18 protein-coding genes and 1 pseudogene are annotated in these 21124 nt (G+C 37.0%); 15 read left to right on the top strand and 4 right to left on the bottom strand.

Features of this window, described 5'->3' with window-relative positions:
• Positions 1 to 7 precede the first annotated feature (7 nt).
• Both MHH88_RS16855 and MHH88_RS16850 read left to right on the top strand, forming a co-directional pair.
• On the top strand, positions 8 to 721 hold the full coding sequence (locus tag MHH88_RS16855; RefSeq protein ID WP_339259559.1) for a pseudouridine synthase: 714 nt from the start codon (positions 8 to 10) through the stop codon (positions 719 to 721).
• Between the two features lie 168 nt (positions 722 to 889).
• Positions 890 to 2404, top strand: coding sequence for a diguanylate cyclase (locus tag MHH88_RS16850; protein ID WP_339259557.1), 1515 nt, complete (start codon positions 890 to 892; stop codon positions 2402 to 2404).
• A 68-nt stretch (positions 2405 to 2472) separates the two neighbouring features.
• Here MHH88_RS16850 and MHH88_RS16845 read toward each other — a convergent pair whose 3' ends face one another.
• Both MHH88_RS16845 and MHH88_RS16840 read right to left on the bottom strand, forming a co-directional pair.
• Positions 2473 to 3636 carry an MFS transporter gene (locus tag MHH88_RS16845; RefSeq protein WP_069513845.1) on the bottom strand — a complete coding sequence of 388 codons (1164 nt, stop codon included), beginning with the start codon at positions 3634 to 3636 and terminating at the stop codon, positions 2473 to 2475.
• 139 nt (positions 3637 to 3775) lie between these two features.
• A complete protein-coding gene (locus MHH88_RS16840; RefSeq protein WP_025220342.1) occupies positions 3776 to 3997 on the bottom strand; it encodes a DeoR family transcriptional regulator in 222 nt (73 codons plus the stop codon).
• Between the two features lie 357 nt (positions 3998 to 4354).
• Here MHH88_RS16840 and pepV point away from each other — a divergent pair, with 357 nt between their 5' ends.
• From pepV to MHH88_RS16800, 8 genes are all read left to right on the top strand, one after another.
• Complete coding sequence (gene pepV, locus MHH88_RS16835; protein WP_339259555.1) at positions 4355 to 5758, top strand: dipeptidase PepV; 1404 nt, start codon at positions 4355 to 4357, stop codon at positions 5756 to 5758.
• 174 nt (positions 5759 to 5932) lie between these two features.
• On the top strand, positions 5933 to 6784 hold the full coding sequence (gene dat, locus MHH88_RS16830; RefSeq protein ID WP_339259553.1) for a D-amino-acid transaminase: 852 nt from the start codon (positions 5933 to 5935) through the stop codon (positions 6782 to 6784).
• A 209-nt stretch (positions 6785 to 6993) separates the two neighbouring features.
• Positions 6994 to 8001 (top strand): nuclease-related domain-containing protein, encoded by a 1008-nt coding sequence (locus tag MHH88_RS16825; RefSeq protein ID WP_339259551.1) that lies wholly within the window; start codon positions 6994 to 6996, stop codon positions 7999 to 8001.
• 3 nt (positions 8002 to 8004) lie between these two features.
• Positions 8005 to 8958, top strand: a complete 954-nt coding sequence (locus tag MHH88_RS16820) for a diacylglycerol kinase family protein (protein ID WP_339259549.1) — start codon at positions 8005 to 8007, stop codon at positions 8956 to 8958.
• A gap of 76 nt (positions 8959 to 9034) precedes the next feature.
• Positions 9035 to 9682 carry a tRNA (guanosine(46)-N7)-methyltransferase TrmB gene (gene trmB / locus MHH88_RS16815; protein ID WP_024363744.1) on the top strand — a complete coding sequence of 216 codons (648 nt, stop codon included), beginning with the start codon at positions 9035 to 9037 and terminating at the stop codon, positions 9680 to 9682.
• 21 nt (positions 9683 to 9703) lie between these two features.
• Positions 9704 to 10567 (top strand): MBL fold metallo-hydrolase, encoded by an 864-nt coding sequence (locus MHH88_RS16810; protein ID WP_069513835.1) that lies wholly within the window; start codon positions 9704 to 9706, stop codon positions 10565 to 10567.
• Between the two features lie 315 nt (positions 10568 to 10882).
• The gene (locus MHH88_RS16805) at positions 10883 to 11911 is read left to right on the top strand and encodes a PTS sugar transporter subunit IIC (protein WP_069513833.1); all 1029 of its coding nucleotides are present in this window, start codon (positions 10883 to 10885) and stop codon (positions 11909 to 11911) included.
• Positions 11912 to 12010: 99 nt separating this feature from the next.
• Positions 12011 to 13237, top strand: a complete 1227-nt coding sequence (locus MHH88_RS16800) for an ATP-grasp domain-containing protein (protein WP_069513831.1) — start codon at positions 12011 to 12013, stop codon at positions 13235 to 13237.
• A gap of 114 nt (positions 13238 to 13351) precedes the next feature.
• On the opposite strand, the pseudogene MHH88_RS16795 reads toward MHH88_RS16800, so the two are convergent.
• Positions 13352 to 14904: pseudogene (locus tag MHH88_RS16795) on the bottom strand (IS1182 family transposase).
• Positions 14905 to 15549: 645 nt separating this feature from the next.
• Positions 15550 to 15864 carry a peptidase M4 gene (locus MHH88_RS16790; RefSeq protein WP_024363748.1) on the bottom strand — a complete coding sequence of 105 codons (315 nt, stop codon included), beginning with the start codon at positions 15862 to 15864 and terminating at the stop codon, positions 15550 to 15552.
• Between the two features lie 166 nt (positions 15865 to 16030).
• On the opposite strand from MHH88_RS16790, the gene MHH88_RS16785 reads away from it, so the two are divergent.
• The 5 genes from MHH88_RS16785 to ytpR all read left to right on the top strand — a co-directional run bounded on the left by MHH88_RS16785 (position 16031) and on the right by ytpR (position 19808).
• Positions 16031 to 17107: a M42 family metallopeptidase gene (locus MHH88_RS16785; protein WP_339259543.1), complete on the top strand. Its 1077-nt coding sequence runs from the start codon at positions 16031 to 16033 to the stop codon at positions 17105 to 17107.
• A 59-nt stretch (positions 17108 to 17166) separates the two neighbouring features.
• Positions 17167 to 17688, top strand: coding sequence for a DUF84 family protein (locus MHH88_RS16780; RefSeq protein WP_339259541.1), 522 nt, complete (start codon positions 17167 to 17169; stop codon positions 17686 to 17688).
• Between the two features lie 94 nt (positions 17689 to 17782).
• Positions 17783 to 18301, top strand: coding sequence for a hypothetical protein (locus MHH88_RS16775; RefSeq protein WP_339259539.1), 519 nt, complete (start codon positions 17783 to 17785; stop codon positions 18299 to 18301).
• 71 nt (positions 18302 to 18372) lie between these two features.
• On the top strand, positions 18373 to 19197 hold the full coding sequence (locus MHH88_RS16770; RefSeq protein ID WP_081328058.1) for a DUF1444 domain-containing protein: 825 nt from the start codon (positions 18373 to 18375) through the stop codon (positions 19195 to 19197).
• Positions 19194 to 19808, top strand: a complete 615-nt coding sequence (gene ytpR / locus MHH88_RS16765; RefSeq protein ID WP_339259536.1) for a YtpR family tRNA-binding protein — start codon at positions 19194 to 19196, stop codon at positions 19806 to 19808. The genes MHH88_RS16770 and ytpR overlap by 4 nt, the downstream gene beginning before the upstream one ends.
• Positions 19809 to 21124: the final 1316 nt, after the last annotated feature.

Raw genomic sequence — 21124 nt, 5'->3', positions numbered from 1 at the left:
AGGAACTATGCGTTTAGATAAATTACTAGCCAATATGGGCTATGGCTCACGAAAGGAAGTTAAGCAACTCCTAAAACAAAAGGCCGTTTCTGTTGATGGTACGTATGTAAAAGATGCGGCCATGCATGTTGATCCAGAACAACAAAATGTTGTAGTGTTCGGTGAACGTGTTGTATATACAGAGTTTGTGTATTACATGATGAATAAGCCGCCAGGTGTTATTTCTGCAACAGAAGATTTACGAGATGAAACGGTCATTGACTTACTAGACCCACTACATCAACATTTTCAACCATTTCCAGTTGGTCGTTTAGATAAAGATACAGAGGGCTTGTTACTGTTAACGAATGATGGTGTTTTAGCCCATAACTTACTATCTCCAAAAAAGCATGTGCCTAAGGTGTACTATGCTAAAATAGAGGGCATTGTTACGCAAGAGGATGGAGAACGATTTGCTCGTGGTGTTGAACTAGATGATGGCTACGTAACAAAGCCAGGCAAGCTCGTTATTCTGAAATCTGCCCCACAATCAGAAATTGAATTAACGATTCAAGAAGGTAAATTCCATCAGGTAAAACGGATGTTTGAAGCAGTAGGTAAACATGTTATCTACTTAAAACGCCTTTCTATGGGGAGCTTACAACTTGATGAAAGCTTAGCATTAGGTGAATATCGCGAGTTAACGCCAGAAGAATTAGCAGGCTTACAAAATAGAGAGTAAAGAAAATCCTCGATGCTATACTTTTAGTATCGAGGATTTTTTTTATACAAGTTTGTCCCATTAACTGTATAATATGATATATCAATAAAATAACGTGGGAGAGGCTTGACGTACCGAAAATATTTTTTGTTCAAAAAATGATAGTGAAGATGAGTAGAGGACATGTTAATGAAAAAACTACGGATTAAATTATTAATATCTTTAATTGCCTTTGCATTAATACTTGTTGCTGTAATTTCTTATGTAAACAGACAAATTCTTGTGACAAATATTGAAACACAAGAAGCTAGTAATCGAACATTAATTGAAAATCATATTCTTGCAGATATGCAAACTGTAGATAATGCGCACTTTTATTTTGATAAAAACATTTCGGATCAGATGGAAAAAGAGTTAAAAGCATTAGCTACTTATTATAAACAAAATCCAAAAATAGACACTTGGAACTTACAACAAATGAAAAATCAACATGGTATGGATATATACATATTGGATCAAACAAATACGGTAATTTATACTACATTTCAAAAAGATTTAGGTCTAAATTTTTCGCTTTGCTGTAAAAGCTTTTCGGCATTATTGGATGAACGAAGAGAGAGTGGGCAATTATATACAGATGGTATAGATATTTCGACCACAACTGGTGAGTACCGCAAATTTAGTTATTTAGCAACGCCTGATAAAAAGTATTTATTAGAGCTTGGTTTGAAATTAGATGAAGTCCCTGTCTTTCAAACATTTAACTTTGGAAAAACCGCTGCGTATTTAGTTGAAAAGTATAATGATTTGCTAGATGTTCGAACGATTAGTGCAGGTGGTGTTTTTTTCTCGGACACAGAATCCGCTCGGATAACTGTAAAAAATCAAACAAAAAAATTTCAGGATCATTTTAAGGCTGCACTACAAACGATGAAGCCAGCTGAATATCAGCAAATATTAGACGATGGCTATATCGAAACCTATCGTTTTTTACCGTATGAAGCAGAGACGGTGCGTGGTGCCTCAACAAAACGGGTAGTCTATGTCAAATATGGCAATCGTACAGAGTTAAATGCACTTGCCAATAATACAAAACAGTTTTGGTATGTTTTAATGATTGCATTAGTAACAGCGTTAATTATGTTGGTCGTTATTAATAGGCTATTTTCTAAAACGATACATCTTGCAACCTATGATCCACTAACAAATGTTTATAATCGTGCAACATACATTAGTAAAATGGATAAATTATTGAAAAAAAGAAAAGCCAATACACCTGGTTTATTATTAATAGATTTGGATAATTTTAAGCAAGTAAATGATCGATTTGGACATGCTGAAGGAGATAGGATTCTTATTGAAACGGCTAAAATTTTAAAAGACGTCGTTAGAACAGAAGGTTTCGTTGTGAGATTTGGTGGAGATGAATTTGCAATTGTCCTATATGATACGAACAATGAACATATGGTACAAGTAGCAAGTGCGATTTTGGAGAAAATCCGTAGATTAAAAAATGTAGAGAATCATAAATGGTCGGTTATTTCTGTGAGTATGGGCGGCGTAATTTGTGAAAAACTAAATGAAACCGAGTTAAGTTTATTTGAACGAGCAGATAAGGCTTTATATCAGTCTAAGAAAGCAGGGAAGGACCAATATTCTAGTTATCATGAAGTAGCTTCAACAGAAGAAAAATACAATTCATAAACGTAGTTTTACAACGGTTATAAGTAAAAGCACGAGACAAGTAGGTTGCCTACTGGGCTCGTGCTTCTTTATTGTGTTTTGGGTCGATAAAATAGGGAACTACATAAAACAAGTGCAGCAATGACGATAAACATTGTATCAATATAGTGTGTTAACAGCCAGCCACCTATAATAGGACCAATAAAACCGCCTAAATTTTTAAATTGGGCCGCACCTAAATATGTAGCTTTCTGTGTCTCTGGGGCAATTTCATCAATCATGACATTCATTGTTGGGAAAGTAAATATTTCACCAATTGTAAAAAGAACCATTGCACAAATAAACAACGGGTAGTTAGTAGATAGGCCAAATAATGTTAAACCAATGACAAAGAACAAAATACCGATAAGAAGTATTGTTGGTGATGAGAAGCGCTCTGAAAAAATACTAATCGGTAATTGCAGTAAAAGCACAACCGCAGCATTTAATGAAATCAGTAGGGAATAGAGCTTGGCTCCATCTTCAATTTTGAGCTCAATAAGTTGAGGGAGTGTTGAGTCGAATTGGGAGTAGCCAATATTTATTAAGATTGCCCCGAAAATAAAGCTTAACAGTACACGATTTGTTAAAAGAATTGTAAAGGTTTGTAGCACTTTTGTGTGTATCATCGGCTTTTGCTGTTGCATTTTGTAACGATTCAAAACGAAAAATAAAAACATTGCATAAACAATATACATAGCGCCTGTTAACATAAACGGCACGCTAGGACTGGATAATGTCGCGATATACACACCAATAAGAGGTCCTATGACTGCGGCGATATTAATGGCTGTGTAGCGCAATGAAAACAATCGCTTTCGTTTATCAGCGGGAGTAAAGTCAATCATTAAAGCTTGTGTAGAAGGTTCAAAGAAGGAGCGACATAACCCGTTCAACGCATTTAAAATGACGAAAAACCAAATCGTATGCGCTGTTGCAAAGCCAAAGAACACAATACTCCATACGAGTATCGTAAGTAAAATAACACTTTTTCGACCAAAACGATCTGTTAAGTAGCCACCGAAAAACCCACCTACTGTAGAAATAAGTGGCGCGATACCAATGGTCAACCCTATTTGTAAAGGGGAGGCATCAATTTCGTTATGTAAATAGATAGCTAAAAAAGGCATTGCCATAAAGCTTGCAACGCGTGTGAAGATAGTTCCACCTAAAATAATCCAAACAAGTGGATGAAACATTTTGGATAGTTTCATAGAATTATCCTCCTCTCAACATGTAGAATGTTTCGAGTGTAACGGATAATAAAGTGCTTTGTAAATAGAAAAAAAGAATGACCCCGACGAAAGGTCATTCTTTTTCTTACAAAAATGCTTTACGCAAAGTGCGCAAAAACTAAGACGTCAATTTTACTTTTTTACTCGTCGTTGTCCATTTGCCTCGACTTGGACTCATCACCAAATCGTTAAAGGCTAACACGTTCAAATCTCTTTGAACGGTGCGAGGAGTGATGCTAAACTCTTCGACTAAATCCTGTGTAGACACGGTTCCTTTGTCTAAAATAAACATGTACACATCTTTAATACGATTAAGCATTCGATCAGTAGTTGGTTTCATAAATGAACCACTCCTTCATCTTAATTCACTTGGCAAAGACTAGCGGACGACAATATGTGCGGAGTGCACTGAGGCTATTAAGTAGCTGCCTTAGACATCCCCTTTTCTAATTTTATGTTCAGAACAAATAATTCTGATAAATCTATTATATAGAATAACGATGTGATTTTCTAGTGAATGCCGTGGAAATTTACAATTAATTCATAAAGTTTGCGCTGTATTTTGTGGAGATTAGTGAAAAAGATGCTATATGTGGTAGTGTAAAGGAAAGATAAGAAATGATAGTTAGAAAGATGATTGAATTTTTTTTAGTAAAGAGTAGAATAATCTTATTATAAAATGGAGGAGGTACATAGAATGGATTGGTTACAGGCTGCAAAAGAAAGACAAGATGAATTAATTCAAGAGTTGCAAGAGCTTGTGCAAATTAATAGTGTACTGGATGAAAAAACAATAACTGCGGATGTGCCTTTTGGTGAAGGACCGTTAAAGGCATTGGAATGGTTGTTAGCAAAAGGGAAAGCACAAGGGTTACAAACAAAAAATGTTAATAATTATGCTGGACATATCGAAATGGGCCAAGGTGAAGAGTTACTGGGTATTTTATGTCACGTAGATGTTGTCCCTGTAGGTGATGAATCAAACTGGACGTATCCACCTTTTAGCGGCACGATTGCAGATGGCAAATTATTTGCGCGCGGTGCTATTGACGATAAGGGCCCAACAGTTGCTGCATGGATGGCAATGAAGCTTGTAAAAGATGCAGGTATTCAATTAAACAAACGTGTGCGTATGATTATCGGGACAGATGAAGAAACAGGCTTCCGCTGTGTCGACCACTATTTTAAAAACGAGGAAATGCCAACAATCGGTTTCGCTCCTGATGCGGATTTCCCACTGATTAATGCCGAAAAAGGCATTGCTGCGCTTGTATTCTCCCAAAAGCAGATTGGGGATGCAACGAAAGAACAGCTACTACTATTTAATGCTGGAAAGCGTTCAAATATGGTACCTGATTTTGCAAAAGCGACAGTTCAATTCGTATCTTCACCATTCGAACAGAATTTTCAAACATTTTTAAGTAAAAATCAGCTAGAAGGCTCTTTATTAATGGAGGGTTCTCACTATATAATAACTATCAAAGGAAAAGCAGCCCATGCAATGGAACCTGAAAAAGGTGTCAATGCAGCTGTTTACCTTGCAGCGTTTTTACAACAAGAGTTAACGACTGTAGGAAGTAAGCAATTTGTCGATTTTATCGTTGATGTATTCCATCAGGATCATTATGGTCACGCACTAGCATTACAATATGAAGATGACATGTCCGGACAAACTACATTAAATCCTGGTATTGTAACGTATGATGCAACGCAAGGTGGCAATATGGTTATTAGTTTCCGCTACTCTGTAACGTATCCATTTGATGATAAAATAACAGAAGCGCAACGATTAACTGCAGACAAAGGATTTTCACTCGATATTCAAGAAAACTCAAAACCTCATTATGTTAGTGAGGACGATCCGTTAATCCAAACGTTAGCTGGTGTTTATCGCCGACAAACGGGAGATAACGAAACACCTTTGCTTTCAACTGGCGGTGGCACGTATGCACGCGTCTTGAAAAAAGGTGTAGCATTCGGCATGCTTTTCCCTGGGGATCCAGATGTCATGCATCGTGCGGATGAATATGTAATTGTTGATAAATTAGTACAAGCTGCTGCTATTTATGCGGAAGCCATTGCAGAACTAGCTGGGAAGTAAGTGTAAGTAAGAGCGTGATGTTCTTGCTAAAGAGATACAAAGCATCACACGCAAAGCACTTCACTGAAAAATCTACTTTGATTTACTGCATCTGGTCTTACTTGATTGTATAGTGGGAATCATTGTACTTGAAAATGTGAAAATAACTTAAAAATGAAAAGGATGTTTTTAAACATGGCATACTCATTATGGAATGATCAAATCGTTGAAGAAGGATCTATTACAGTTTCACCAGAAGACCGTGGTTATCAATTTGGTGATGGTATTTACGAAGTAATCAAAGTATATAACGGACATATGTTCACAGCACAAGAGCACATTGATCGTTTCTATGCTAGTGCCGATAAAATTCGTCTTGTTATCCCTTATACAAAAGATGTGTTACACAAATTATTGCATGATTTAATCGAAAAAAATAATTTAGAAACAGGTCATGTTTACTTCCAAATTACACGTGGAGCAACTTCTCGTAACCACATTTTCCCTGATGCAAGCGTACCAGCAATTCTAACAGGGAATGTTAAAACAGGTGAACGTTCAATTGAAAATTTCGAAAAAGGCGTAAAAGCCACATTGGTGGAAGATGTTCGTTGGTTACGTTGCGATATTAAATCTTTAAATTTACTTGGCGCGGTACTTGCGAAACAAGAAGCATCTGAAAAAGGTTGCTACGAAGCCATTTTACATCGTGGTGATATTATCACAGAATGTTCTTCTGCTAATGTCTATGGTATTAAAGATGGTAAACTTTATACGCACCCAGCAAATAACTACATCTTAAATGGTATTACACGCCAAGTGATATTAAAATGTGCAGCTGAAATAAATTTACCAGTGATTGAAGAGCCGATGACAAAAGGCGATTTATTAGCAATGGATGAAATTATTGTGTCTTCTGTTTCATCTGAAGTGACACCGGTTATTGATGTGGATGGTCAGCAAATTGGCGCAGGTGTTCCTGGTGAATGGACTCGTAAATTACAAAAAGCATTTGAGGCAAAATTACCAATTTCAATTAATGCTTAATATGTATAAATGATAAAAAAGAGCTACCTAAAACTTGGTTATTAGCTGAGTGATGAGGGTAGCTCTTTTTTATAGAACAAAATATGCATGTATTCTCCTGAAACGTCATGTAAAATAAAAAAGATAGCGCCTTTAGTCGATATCACGATGATACCGACTAATAACGAGGCGAATTTGATATGGGGCAGTAAGATTGGAGTGACCAAAACATGGCACAATTAGTGAAAATACAAGATTATATTTCACGTTATCAAATTGATTTAGCTAGATATCCAACTCAATTTGTACGTTTAAAGAAAAGTCAATGGGATCGAATTAAACGTAGGTGGGAATTGGGCGAAGATATTACCGAGTGGCAGCATACGGCGAATGAAAAAGACAATGATGTATTGGAAGAAAAGGAGCGCTTCTCACTCTTTAAAAAGATTTTTGCAGGGCGACACAAAGAAGACGTACAAGAAGATATTGAGCAAATCGACGTTACAAACGAATTAACAAATGACGAAGATATTATTCCTGAAGAAGAAACAACTTTATCATTTGAACCGAATATAGTGTACGCACCTCAGTCTATTCATGAGTTGAAGCGAATGTTTATAGATCAGTTTTTTCATTTCCAAATGAAGTGGGCGAGTTCCACTTTGCGAGAAAAATCTTATGTCGATCCTCGATTTTTACGTGATTCTTTGTTACGAACATTGCTACAAAAACTACCAGATAATTATTTAGTTTTTTACTATCCTATTTTGCAAGTGAGAAAGGCACCAATTGAGCTAGATGTTGTGTTAATGTCTCCTACGGAATGTATTTGTATTACTGTACTTGAGGCAGAGAATCAAGCAGTGTATGTAGGTGGAAGTGAACGTTTTTGGGAGAAAAAAGTGGGCACAAAAGATTCTAAAGTACTGAATCCAATGATTAATTTAAGTAGAATGGAATCTGTGTTAACGCAATTATTTAAGCAAGATCAAGTCGACATGCCGATTCGCAAAGTTATTTTAACACGCAATGGCTATTTCGATTATCCAGGCTCATCTTTTAACATTCGATTAGTGGATCGTCGTAATTATAATGAATGGTTGCATGCTTTAAGAAACGTATCATCTCCTATGAAGCATATGCAAATCCGCGCTGCACAAACAATTTTAAATAACGTCCAAACGACTTCGTTTAATCGTGATATTTGGCAACAGACATCTTCAAAAGCTGAGGACTAACAGATGCATGTATTATTTATTGTCAATGAGCGTGCAGGGAATGGCAAAGGGAAAATTGTTTGGAATAGACTACAACGACATTTAACAATTGATTATCAAGTGGCTCTGACACAATATGAAGGACATGGACAAGAAATTGCAAGCGAATGGGCACAAAACGGGCAAATAAAAAAGTTAATCATTGTTGTTGGTGGAGATGGCACCGTTCATGAGGTGGTTAGTGGCATTGTACATAATAATTTTGTTGTGATTGGTGTGATAAGTGCAGGCTCTGGTAACGACTTTGCACGTTATTTTCCAACATTTCAAAATGCAACACAAATTGAAGCTTACGTCAGAACGGAAATGCTTGAGCGTTCGATAGATATAGGAAAGATTCAACTAGGAACTATGCACGATGAAATATTCGTCAATAATGCAGGGCTTGGCTTTGATGCCTATGTCACAAAGCATATTAATAAGTCACGTCTAAAATACTATTTTAATAAAATTGGGTTAGGAAAACTATCTTATGCTGCGGCAGTAGTTAGGGGACTGTTTCGTTTTACTTGTTTCGATGTAACGGTTTATACAAACAATCAAACACAGCGATTTCAAAATGTATGGTTTGTAGCAACGAGCAATCAACCGTATTTTGGTGGAGGAATGAAAATTTCACCTATGTCTAATGCATTGGACGGCCAAATTGAATTAACCATTGTTCATAATATTGCAAGATGGAAGCTACTACTAGTTTTCGCTACTGTTTTTTTTGAGAAGCATACAAAATTCCGAGAAATAACTTTTTTACAAAGCAATCAATTTGAGATTGTTGTACATGCAAAGAGCGTTGATTGTCATACAGATGGTAACTACATTGGTGCAATTGGACAGGATACAATTGTGCGCTGTACAATCCAACAACAAGCATGGAAATGTATAAAATTAGAAAAAACAAAAAACGTCATTTCGCAATAATATCATGCGAATATGACGTTTTTACGTTATACTATAAAAAATCAATAATTTCACTATTAAGAAATGAGGAAGAAAATTGAGATTACGAAATAAGCCTTGGGCAGAGGAAATGATTACAAATCATCCAGAGGTGATTATTCCAAATCCTGAAGACTTTAAAGGAAATTGGCAAGCGGTTTTTGGCAACAATCACCCATTACACATTGAAGTAGGTACTGGGAAGGGTCAATTTGTAACCGGAATGGCTCTGCAAAATCCAGATATTAATTATATCGGTATTGAGCTTTATGATAGCGTCATCGTTTGCGCATTAGAAAACATTCTTGAAGCTAAATCTCCAGCGAATTTACGTTTGTTAAAAGTAAATGGCGCAGATTTAAATAAATTCTTTGAAAAAAATGATGTAGACCGCGTGTATTTGAATTTCTCAGATCCTTGGCCAAAATTACGCCATGCAAAGCGTCGTTTAACGCATGAGGGTTTTTTGAAATTATATGAGTCGATTCTAGTGGATAACGGGGAAGTTCATTTTAAAACGGACAACCGTGGACTGTTCGAGTATTCGTTAGTTAGTATGTCTGAATATGGTATGTTACTGAAGTATGTATCACTCGACCTACATGCAAATATGCCAGAAGATAATATTATGACAGAATACGAGCAGAAATTTTCTGCTAAAGGTCAGCCGATTTATCGCTTAGAATCGCAATTTATTACAAAATAATAGATAGCAGGGGGAGTAAGGATGGATCAGTTAAAGTTTCACAATATGACATTATCATGGCTAAACGGGGGTGTCACTTGCCTTGATGGCGGTGCAATGTTTGGCGTAGTACCAAAACCACTTTGGTCACGTAAATATCCAGTAAACGAAAACAATCAAATTGAATTACCAACAGAGCCTATTTTAATTCAATATGGTGAAAAAAATTACCTTATTGATACGGGTGTCGGTTTTAACAAATTAAATGAAAAGCAACTGCGAAACTATGGCGTAACAGAGGAATCGACGTTAGCTGATAGTTTACAAGAACTTGGTCTAACAACTGCTGATATTGATGCAGTCTTAATGACACATTTACATTTTGATCATGCGGGTGGTCTGACACAATGGGAAGGTGAAGTTTTAGTTCCTACATTCCCGAATGCCAAAATCTATGTAACACAAATTGAGTGGGATGAAATGCGTGAGCCAAATATTCGCTCGAAAAACACGTATTGGAAAGAAAACTGGGAGCCTGTACAGCATTTAGTTGAAACGTACGAAAGCTCTTTAGAGGTAGCTCCTGGCATTGAAATGATCCACACAGGTGGTCATAGTGATGGACATGCCATCATTAAGTTGTCACAAAATGGTGAGGTCATGATACATATGGCCGATATTATGCCAACTCATGCACATCAAAATCCATTATGGGTGTTAGCATATGATGATTATCCGATGACGAGTGTATTTGCCAAGGAAAGAATGATGAAAGAAGCTTTAGCAAACGGCTACAGTTTTATTTTCTACCATGATGCGTATTATCGAATGGTTAAATGGAATGAAACAGGTAAGGAAATGGTTGCTAAGTTAGAACGCAGCAGACAAGCGGTTATAACATTTTAATCATAGACATAGTAATTTTATACGTGTGAACGTCTAAAGTTCAGACACTAGACTACAGGCAAGCGAAAGATTTGACGCTTGCCTGTAGTCTTTTTTATTTGTCATGGTGTAATTGTTTATGTGCCTGGCACCGATATTTTTTGTGCAGTTTTCAGCTAGTTGTAAACGACTACTTTCTGACTATGGATGGAATATGCTGTTTACCAATATTAGTATACAATATTCTGAATATTTCATATTGACCGATTAGTCTAATATTAATATACTGAGATAACATCAACGAGCGTTATATTGTCAGAAGGGAAATGAAATACAATGAAAAATTTTATTAATAATGTACTAACCGGTATGAGTATGGGGATTGTCGTTTGTTTAATTCCAAACGCATTAGTTGGAGAAATATTAAAACTAATTATTCCCTACGTACCTCAGTTAGAAATTATTTTAAATACATCGGTTTTAGCTATGAGTCTATTGCCAGTTGTTATAGGTGTAATGACAGGTATTTGCTTTAAATTAACGCCTGTTCAAACATGTAGTGTTGGACTAGCTGCATTTGTCGGTAGCGGTGTCTACACAATTGATCCTGATACAGGCATTACCATCGCCGGTATAGGTGTGGTAATTAATATCGGGATTACGACAGCTTTGGCTGTACTTTTTGTGCAATTTTTAGGAAATAAGCTGAAAGATTTTACACTTCTTTTAATGCCTGCACTTGCTATGTTCGTACCTGGTTTAATCGGAAATGCGATTTTACCGTATGTGCGTACAGGCTCAGGCTATGTTGGTCTGATGATTGAGCATTTAACGACATTACAACCTGTTGTAATGGGCTCGCTAATTGCCATGATCTTCTCTATCTTAATCATTTCACCAATCTCTACAATCGGTGTTGCGACAGTTATTATGTTATCAGGCATCGGTGCAGGGGCAGCGAATCTCGGTGTTTGTGCATCTGGCGTTGGGATGTGTATTGCAAGTTATAAAGCAAATAATATTGGGACAGCGATTGCCCATGTTGCTTCTGCAAAAATTCAAATGCGTAATTTTTTCATGAAACCAAAAATAGCTTTTCCGATGATTATCACGGCGGGAATATTAGGGGCATTAGCAGGGCTGTTTGAAATCGTAGGTACCCCATACAGTGCAGGTTTCGGTTTAGGTGGTTTTGTTGGACCGTTGAAATATTTAAGTTTAGTCGGATGGACACCTTATACAATCACTGTAGCTATTACACTATTTATCGCCTTACCAATTATATTAAATGTCATCTTACTACGAATCTTCTCGATGAAATTAAAATGGATTACATCCAATGATTACAAAGTACATTATGAATAATGGAAAAGTCTCCGTATGGGGGCTTTTTTTTCGTGAACATTTTGGAAAATGTGATACACTAAAAGCTATACTAAAACACAAAAGAGAGTTGAAATAACGATGGCAACGGAGCAACCATTTTTACCAGTATTATTAGGATCAGATATGAATGCATACGGCATGGCCCGAGCATTTTATGAAGCATATGGCATTAAGCCACTTGTATTAGGACGTTCACATTTAACAGCAACACAGGATAGCCATATATTGGAGTTCCAAGAAATCGATCGTTTAAATGAACAGGACGTATTTGCACCAGCCCTTGCACAAGTTGCAAAACAATACGCTGATAAAAAATTACTGCTACTTGCTTGTGGCGATGATTATGCAAAACTAATTATTAAAAACAAACCGGTCCTACAGGAACACTTTACAGTACCTTATATTGATGAGTCATTAATGGATGAAATATTATTGAAAGAAAATTTTTATAAAATGTGTGAGAAGTACGACTTTAAGTACCCTGGGACAACAACAGTCACAGCCAAAAACTATCAAGACTTTACACCACCATTTGACTATCCAATTATTTTAAAAGCGTCCAATTCAGTGGAATATTGGGCTTGTAAATTCCCAGGAAAGAAAAAGGTCTTCGTTGCACATGATGAAGCGGAAAAAACAGCTATCTTAAAAGCGATTTATAGCTCTACTTACCAAGATACAATGATTATTCAAGAATTCATCCCTGGTGATGATTCGTATATGCGCGTGTTAAATGCATATGTAGGGAAAGACGGGAAAGTGAAGCTAATGTGCCTAGGTAACCCAATTTTGGAAGAGCATTCGCCTGAAGGAATTGGTAGTTATGCAGCAATCGTAACGACATATGATAAAGCGCTAATGGACCAAGTGCGCCACTTTTTAGAGGATATCGGCTATACGGGCTTTGCTAACTTCGATATGAAATATGATATTCGCGATAAACAGTATAAGTTATTTGAAATTAATTTACGTAACGGTCGCTCAAGCTATTATGTAACCGCAAGTGGTCATAATTTAATGAAATATGTAGCGGATGACCATATGTTAAATATTGAGCAACAGTTAACATATGTTGAGGATAAACATTTATGGATGATTATTCCGAAGGGTGTGCTATTTAAATACGCTTCAAACGAAAAGCTTAAACTAGAAGCGCAAAAATTGATTCGTGAAGGGAAGTACACCAATTCACTTTACTTCGATAAAGATATGAATCCAAAGCGATGGGTAAAGCTTACGCTAAATAATCTAAACTATTACCGAAAATATAAAAAGTATTTTAATAATAAAGGTTTAGAAGAATAAGATTACTTAAAAGAGGCTGGGACATAACTAGCTTCGATTAGTGAGAAATCCGAATTTGAATAAATTCAAATTCGGATTTCTCTGTTTGTTTTTTATGTTGTCTCCATATAGCTTTTAGCTAATGGCTGTGAATTTTCTTAAATTCACAGCCATTAATGCGAGACCCATCTCGTTATCAACCTTCGATTTTCCTCGTACAGAAAATCGAGTGAAACGCAAATTAGCCTTCAAGAATCCAAAAACAGGTTCCACGTCAATTTTGCGTTGACGATAAATGGTACTCGTTTTTTCTTCTGAAAGCTTTGTTCTCACATGTTCTTTTTGTTGTTCCCACTTCTCATTCACTGTTAACTTTCGATTCGTTCCTTCTTTTGCTTTTGTACAGAATGAACGGAGGGGGCAGCCGGAACAGTCTTCACATTCGTATACCTTAAACTCACGCGTGTACTCATACTTATCTGTTTTCGTGGTACGATATTTAAATTTAAGCTGTTGTTGGTTTGGGCAAGTATATCGATCATTTTCTTCATCATAAGCCCAGTTCCCTGTATTGAATTCGTTTTGCTTATACGGTTTCCTCTGTTCTTTTACATACATGTTGTATGTGATTAAGGCTTCTCGCTTACGGTTCACAAGGATATCATCATAATTTTGTTCACTTCCATATCCAGCATCTGCTACGATATGTTTTGGTAACTTCAAATAATGTTGTTCGATTTCATCCAAAAATGGGATTAATGTACGTGTATCCGTTGGATTCGAAAAAATGCTGTAGGCAAGCGCATACTGACCTTCTGTTGCTACTTGTATGTTATAACCTGCCTTCAATTGACCATTTTTCATATAGTCATCTTTCATACGCATACTGTTTTCGAGTAACTATTTCGTCCGTCAAAGATTTCGAAGTCTCTTTGATATTTTAGTTTGCGTTCCATATAGTCGATTAATTGTTTGCGCGTTTGCTTTGGGAATTTTCGTTCCTTTCTTAAAGCCTTTCGCTCTGCCACATCCGATGAGTCCTCAATTTTTCGATCGTATTCAGAAATCACTTCATCTACTTTTTTGACCATTTGGTCAAGGTCTTCTAATGCTAATTCCTGTTCATTTTCCCGTTCCATTTCGGGTATGATTTCTTTTTCAAGTAGCTCATTGTATAGCTGGTTGGACTTTTCAATGAGTCCGTTATGATATTTCTCAATCGACTTTTTCCACACGAATGTAAATTTATTTGCATTCGCTTCAATTTTTGTTCCATCAATAAAAATCGCTTCCTGATTAATTAATTCTTCCTGTACCAGCTGGCAGCGGAATTGAACGAAGCATTGTCGAATCAACTCTTTGACTTCTGGGTGGACACGGAATCGGTTGATTGTGCGATAGGTTGGTTCATACCCTTGTGCTAGCCACATCATCCGAAGACTATCTTTTAAAAGCGCCTCCATTCGGCGCCCTGAGAAGACGGATTGCGTGTAGGCACATAAGATAATTTTAAGCATCATGCGTGGATGATAGGCAGGACAGCCCTCATTTCGAAGAAATGGTTCAAACGCTTCGGGCGGGATACTTTCGACTAAATGATGGACATGGAAGGCAATGTCATTCTTTTGTAATTTCATTTCTAAATCTAAAGGCAAAACTAATTGATTCATGTTATAATTTTTGAACATAAGAACCCTTCTTTCAGAGATTTGGTATGTGGTGTACTTTTATCTTATCAGAAGTGGTTCTTATTTTTATGTAAAAATAATCAAAGCCGTTGAAATTTTACTCGTCGTAAAATTTCAACGGCTTATTAGTTTTCAGAGGAGTGTTTTGTCCCAGCCTCTTTTATTTGATTTCTCTCGGAGCGAAGTGATTTACCCGCGAAAGAGAGAGAAATACCCGCGGAGTGAAGTGATTTACCCGCGAAAGAGAGAGGAATACCCGCGGAGTGAAGTGATTTACCCGCGAAAGAGAGAGGAATACCCGCGGAGCGAAGTGATTTACCCGCGAAAGAGAGAAATACCCGCGGAGTGAAGTGATTTACCCGCGAAAGAGAGAGAAATACCCGTGGAGTGAAGCGATTTACCCGCGAAAGAGAGAAATACCCGCGGAGTGAAGTGATTTACCCGCGAAAGAGAGAAGAATACCCGCGGAGTGAAGTGATTTACCCGCGAAAGAGAGAGGAATACCCGCGGAGTGAAGTCATTTACCCGCGAAACAATGAAAAACCTGAGCAACATCGTTCATTCTTTCCCTACATATATGTAGTTATAAAGAAAATAGCATATGGACGTATCACAATGTCCACATGCTATAGTAACGGATTATGTTTAGACTTCGATTAATTCTACGACAACGCCAGAGCGTGCGTCGGCAGCGAACTCGAATGTTTGCATTTCACCCTCGTGCATGCGTGAAATACCACCACGATAAACGGGAATTGTCATAAAACCATTTGTGAAATTATCTGTTTTCATAAAGATCCAAGAACCGTCTATTGGCGCATCTTTTTTAAATTCCTTTTTTATGTTTTCAAGTACTTGTCCTGCTGGCACATACGGAGAAACTTTTTCACTGGCTTCTTTAATAATGACTGCCGCGGCGAGGCCTGTTGCAACACCAATTAAAAAATCACGTAATTTCATGGGTTTTTTCCTCCTTTTCCTATAGCTCTATTTTAGCATAGCACAAAGAGTGAATGCACGTTCATTGCAAAGGACTTTTATGAAATATATCAATATTTCGACTTCTGAAATAATTATGATACAATAAGCAAGGAAGAAAATTCTACTTCGTGGGGAGAGAGTCATCATGAATGAGGAAACATTACAATTATTTAAAACTTTAACGGAATTACCGGGTGCACCAGGCAATGAACATGCAGTACGTGCATTTATGCGTTCAGAGCTACAGAAGTACTCAGATGAGGTTATCCAAGATCATTTAGGTGGTATTTTTGGTGTCAAGCATAGTGAAGTAGCAGATGCCCCTAAAATACTTGTAGCAGGTCATATGGACGAAGTAGCATTTATGGTTACATCTATTACTGATAATGGATTAATTCGTTTTCAAACACTTGGAGGCTGGTGGAACCAAGTGATGCTTGCACAACGTGTAGAAGTATATACTAAAAACGGTGCGATTCCAGGTGTAATTTCATCCATTCCACCGCATTTACTTACAGATGCAGAACGTGCAAAACCAATGGAAATCAAAAATATGCTGATTGATGTCGGCGCGGACAATAAAGAAGATGCGATTGCTCTTGGCGTTCACCCAGGACAGTCGATCATCCCAGTATGTCCATTCACGCCAATGGCCAATCCGAAAAAAATTATGGCAAAAGCGTGGGATAATCGCTATGGCTGTGGACTGGCGATTGAATTAATGAAAGAAGTAAAAGATGAAAAATTAGCTTCACATTTATATTCAGGTGCCAATGTTATGGAAGAGGTTGGATTGCGCGGCGCACAAGTATCAGCGAATATGATACAACCTGATTTATTTTTCGCACTAGATGCATCACCTGCGAACGATATGTCTGGAGATAAAAATCAATTTGGTCAACTTGGTAAAGGGACATTATTACGAATACTTGACCGTACGATGGTCACACACCGTGGTATGCGTGAGTTTATTTTAGATACGGCAGAATCTAATCATATCCCATATCAGTATTTTGTATCGCAAGGCGGCACCGATGCTGGTCGTGTACATACATCAAATGACGGTGTACCGAGTGCTGTGATTGGTGTGTGCTCGCGTTATATCCATACGTCAGCATCAATCATTCATATTGATGACTATGCAGCAGCTAAAGCATTAATCGTAGAATTAGTGAAAAAAGCAGATCGTTCGACATTAGAGACGATTCGCGCTAATGTATAAGTAACAGAAAAAGATGCCTTTAGGGCATCTTTTTTCTATGTAAAGAAAGAGGGATAAGAATGGAAATAGCGATAGGGACGACGAACAAAGCGAAAATCCAGGCAGTGCAAGCAATTGTTAATCAATATTTTGAAAAAGTAAATTTTACATATGTTAAAGCAGCCTCACAAGTATCAGACCAACCTTTAACTACGGAAGAAACAAGATTAGGGGCCATCAATCGGGCGAAAAATACAGCCCTTGCGACCGATGCAGCACTATCCTTTGGACTTGAAGGTGGTGTCACGGAAATAGATGGTATGATGTATGTTTGCAATTGGGGAGCACTAACATTAGCTGATGGCACAACGTTTACCGCAGCAGGGGCACAAATTATTTTGCCAGAAGAAATTGCCCAGGAAATAAGGGATGGCAGGGAGCTTGGTCCTGTAATGGAACAATATACGCAACGTTTAGATATTCGTCAAGGCACAGGAGCTGTAGGTATTTTTACGCAAGGGATAGTGAGTAGACAGACGATGTTTGAGCATATTGTCGCGCTGCTTGTTGGACAATATTTGTTCACATTAGCACAACGATAGTGTTTGATAACTAGTGAGAACGGAGCAGTGAAGTTGCAACTTATCTAGAATTTTTTTAAAATAGAAAAAAGTTAGCAATGAAAGGAAGATTGAAATGTCTTATGCAAGGCTTCAAGCATTAGGTTTACTGCTATTACTATTGGGGCTTTCGGGTTGTAATCAATCGGTTGATGAACAAATTGCTAGTGGACTTCAAATGACGGAAAAGGTATTTGCTGAAGAGCCGGAAGCGTATACCGACAAAATTGGTCAAATTCAACTTTTTTTACCGTCAAAGTTCAAAATTGAGGATAGTTCAGATGCCTATAATATTTTAATATCAAAAGGAACGAATTCCTTTATTCTTTTTATCAATGATCGTGAACAAGATGATAGTAAGCTTTATTATAATCTGCTAAAAGAAGATCGTTCAAAGAAAGTCATTAATGAAACTACATATGACAAGGATGGTATTTTCGGCTTCTCTGCGGTGTCTAAAACAGATAATAAAGATGAATTTGAGTTAATTGTTAGCAGTGGTGGTGTAAAAATGACGACTATTTCAACAGCAAATAATATTGAAAATAATCTTCATGAGATGACGAAAATCGTTCATTCGGTTAAGATTAAATAATTGCATCGTTTTGAAGAGCGGTTCACAAATCCATGTGAGCCGTTTCATTATGAAGAAAGGACGTGAGCGAATTGAAACAAATAAAATCAGAGCAACTTGTGTCCCTATTAAAAAAACAGTTAAATGAGCAAAAGTTTGATTTTCAATTTGATAAAAAGCAAGATAAATTACGCTTAAATCATAAAAAACTAGACAAAGGGATGGAGCTCTCTTTACCAGGGATTTTAGCAAAATATAATGAAAAGCAAGAAGCAGCGATTGCAGAAGTGGTCTATACGATTGAGCAAACTTTTTTAGCAATGGAACAGGAGCAGGAGCAAGGCTTTGAACAATCTGGGCACATCTATCCAGTTATTCGCGCCACATCTTATCCGAAAGCTTCGAAAGAAGGGCATGCTTTTATCACAACGGAGCATACTGCCGAAACACGTATTTTCTATGCGCTCGATTTAGGAAAAACGTATCGCTTTATTGATGAATCCATGTTAGAAACGTTAAAATTAACTGTAGAGCAAATCCGAGAAATGGCGCGTTTTTCTGTTAAACAATTGCCAACCAATTATAAGAAAGACGAAGTAGCTGGCAATGTCTTTTATTTTGTTAATGCCAATGATGGCTATGATGCCAGTCGTATTTTAAATGAAAGCTTTTTAAAAGATATGCGCTCAAAAATTGAAGGAGATATGACTGTATCTGTACCTCATCAAGATGTATTAATACTAGGTGATATTCGCAATGAAACAGGGTATGATGTATTAGCACAGATGACGATGCATTTCTTTACGGTAGGAACAGTACCGATTACGTCATTATCATTTATTTATGAAGATGGAGAGCTAGAACCGATCTTTATACTAGCAAAAAACAGAGTAAAGAAGGAGCAAGAAAAACAATGAATGTATTTTACAACAAAGAACATGTGGGAGATGTCCTATTAGTACAATTAGCAACAGAGGCAATTGTGAAAACAGAGGTAGAACGTGCTGGAGATATTGCCATTTTAAAAGAAGCACAAACAGGGGAAATAAAAGCATTTAACTTATTTAATGCAAGCAAGTATATTCAAGTTGAAGCGCAGGGAAATGTAGAGATTACACCAGAATTTGTTGCACAGTTGGAAGCTGCTATTAAGAACAATGGAGCTACAATTAGCCTGGATGTAGATTTTTCACCTAAATTTGTTGTGGGCTATGTAGAGACAAAAGAAAAGCATCCAAATGCTGATAAATTAAGTATTTGTACTGTCAATGTAGGAGAACAAACGCTACAAATTGTATGTGGTGCACCGAACGTTGATGCTGGTCAAAAAGTAGTCGTTGCTAAAATTGGAGCTGTTATGCCATCAGGTATGCTGATTAAAGAAGGTAATTTACGTGGTGTTGACTCTTTTGGTATGTTATGCTCAGCGCGTGAATTAGCCATTCCTAATGCACCATCTGAAAAAGGTATTTTAGTTTTACCTGAGGATGCTGTAGTAGGTAGTGCATTTGAAACACCAAGCCGTTAAACGAATAAATTTTAAGCAAAAATCGTTATGCTACCAATAGCTGGTGGTATAACGATTTTTTGTCTAGATTGAGCCTATAAATACGAGTTTCTATATCATTTTTATGGTATGCTTTTTGATGTGGACATTGAATATAGTTTTAGTACTTGATTTTAATAGTCTTAGACAATGTTATAAAAGAAGTGTAAGAGAAATGAGTGAAACAACGTGAATTGGTTTAAAAGAAAATTAGATAAAATTTTAAATAGAGATGACTATGAATATGAAGAATATTATGAAGAGTATGAGGAGCAACCAGAGCACCAACAGCCGATAAAGGAGACGCAAGCACCTACTCAAAAGGCTTTTCGTTTCCCTTTAATTGATGATGAACCAGAGATGGCGCAACCTTCTTCACAATCAAAAGAAATGTTTAATCAAATGGACGATGTATATGGCCAAATTGAAGATTTATCTTTACCAAAACATTTAAATCATCAAGTCGTGGATTCCCGTGTATATGACATAGAAGTTTCTGGAATTCGCGATCTTTTAGAAAATCGTTCGAAACGAACTGGCAGAACGACAATTTCACGCGTTCAACCTAAGCAAGAATATCCGACAAAAGCGAGTATGGTTTTTCGTGATGCACAAATTGAAGCAGCACCTGTTTTAAAAGAACCGCAAGCGAAACAGGAAAATACTTCTGAAAGCACGCCACAAAATCGAAAACGTTTTGTGCCAACGGATGTCCCTTCACCAGTTTATGGTTTTGCAAAACCAAGTCCAATCGAGCAATTATTAAATAAACGCAAGGAAGAACATGAAGCGGAAAAGCCCTCCATTGCTATGAATGCAAAAGAAGCGACAACAAATAAGCCTATTGAAAATATACTAGAAGAAAAAGAGCCTACCATTACGCCAAATGATTTACATGAACAGCTTGAAATACCAAGCCTAAAGGAAGTGCCAGCGAAGCATTCAAGTGGATTTGAGGATGTTGAAGTGACAGAGCAAAATCAAGCTATCGTTGATGCAAATGGCAAAGCTACTTCGAAGCAACCAATTATTTTTGAAGAAGTTGAAGTGACAGAGTCAAGCAAAGTAGCTTTTGAAGCAAATACGGACGCTAAACCAAAGCAGCCGATTACATTTGAAGAAGTTGCAATTACAGAGCAAAGCGAACTGACAGATAAAGCAGAAAAAGAGCTACCTATACCACAAACTACATCTTTTGCTGTAAATTTTGAAGCTCAAATTAAAGATGCTATGCAACAAGAACTAGCAGTTGAACAGCTATCAGCAGATCAATCCGAAATTCATGTAAAAGAAGTCGT

The organism is Lysinibacillus sp. FSL K6-3209 (assembly GCF_037976175.1).
Lineage (GTDB): Bacteria > Bacillota > Bacilli > Bacillales_A > Planococcaceae > Lysinibacillus > Lysinibacillus sphaericus_D.
Note: the sequence above shows the minus strand (reverse complement) of the source record. Positions and strands in the feature narration are given on the sequence as shown.

What these genes read in the sequence shown, in the direction of transcription:
- MHH88_RS16840 (WP_025220342.1), bottom strand. Translation starts at nt 3,997, where the DNA reads ATGAAACCAACTACTGATCGAATGCTTAATCGTATTAAAGATGTGTAC.
- MHH88_RS16820 (WP_339259549.1), top strand. Translation starts at nt 8,005, where the DNA reads ATGCATGTATTATTTATTGTCAATGAGCGTGCAGGGAATGGCAAAGGG.
- pepV (WP_339259555.1), top strand. Translation starts at nt 4,355, where the DNA reads ATGGATTGGTTACAGGCTGCAAAAGAAAGACAAGATGAATTAATTCAA.
- MHH88_RS16805 (WP_069513833.1), top strand. Translation starts at nt 10,883, where the DNA reads ATGAAAAATTTTATTAATAATGTACTAACCGGTATGAGTATGGGGATT.
- MHH88_RS16780 (WP_339259541.1), top strand. Translation starts at nt 17,167, where the DNA reads ATGGAAATAGCGATAGGGACGACGAACAAAGCGAAAATCCAGGCAGTG.
- ytpR (WP_339259536.1), top strand. Translation starts at nt 19,194, where the DNA reads ATGAATGTATTTTACAACAAAGAACATGTGGGAGATGTCCTATTAGTA.
- MHH88_RS16785 (WP_339259543.1), top strand. Translation starts at nt 16,031, where the DNA reads ATGAATGAGGAAACATTACAATTATTTAAAACTTTAACGGAATTACCG.
- MHH88_RS16845 (WP_069513845.1), bottom strand. Translation starts at nt 3,636, where the DNA reads ATGAAACTATCCAAAATGTTTCATCCACTTGTTTGGATTATTTTAGGT.
- MHH88_RS16775 (WP_339259539.1), top strand. Translation starts at nt 17,783, where the DNA reads ATGTCTTATGCAAGGCTTCAAGCATTAGGTTTACTGCTATTACTATTG.
- MHH88_RS16800 (WP_069513831.1), top strand. Translation starts at nt 12,011, where the DNA reads ATGGCAACGGAGCAACCATTTTTACCAGTATTATTAGGATCAGATATG.
- MHH88_RS16810 (WP_069513835.1), top strand. Translation starts at nt 9,704, where the DNA reads ATGGATCAGTTAAAGTTTCACAATATGACATTATCATGGCTAAACGGG.
- MHH88_RS16850 (WP_339259557.1), top strand. Translation starts at nt 890, where the DNA reads ATGAAAAAACTACGGATTAAATTATTAATATCTTTAATTGCCTTTGCA.
- MHH88_RS16855 (WP_339259559.1), top strand. Translation starts at nt 8, where the DNA reads ATGCGTTTAGATAAATTACTAGCCAATATGGGCTATGGCTCACGAAAG.
- dat (WP_339259553.1), top strand. Translation starts at nt 5,933, where the DNA reads ATGGCATACTCATTATGGAATGATCAAATCGTTGAAGAAGGATCTATT.
- MHH88_RS16790 (WP_024363748.1), bottom strand. Translation starts at nt 15,864, where the DNA reads ATGAAATTACGTGATTTTTTAATTGGTGTTGCAACAGGCCTCGCCGCG.
- MHH88_RS16825 (WP_339259551.1), top strand. Translation starts at nt 6,994, where the DNA reads ATGGCACAATTAGTGAAAATACAAGATTATATTTCACGTTATCAAATT.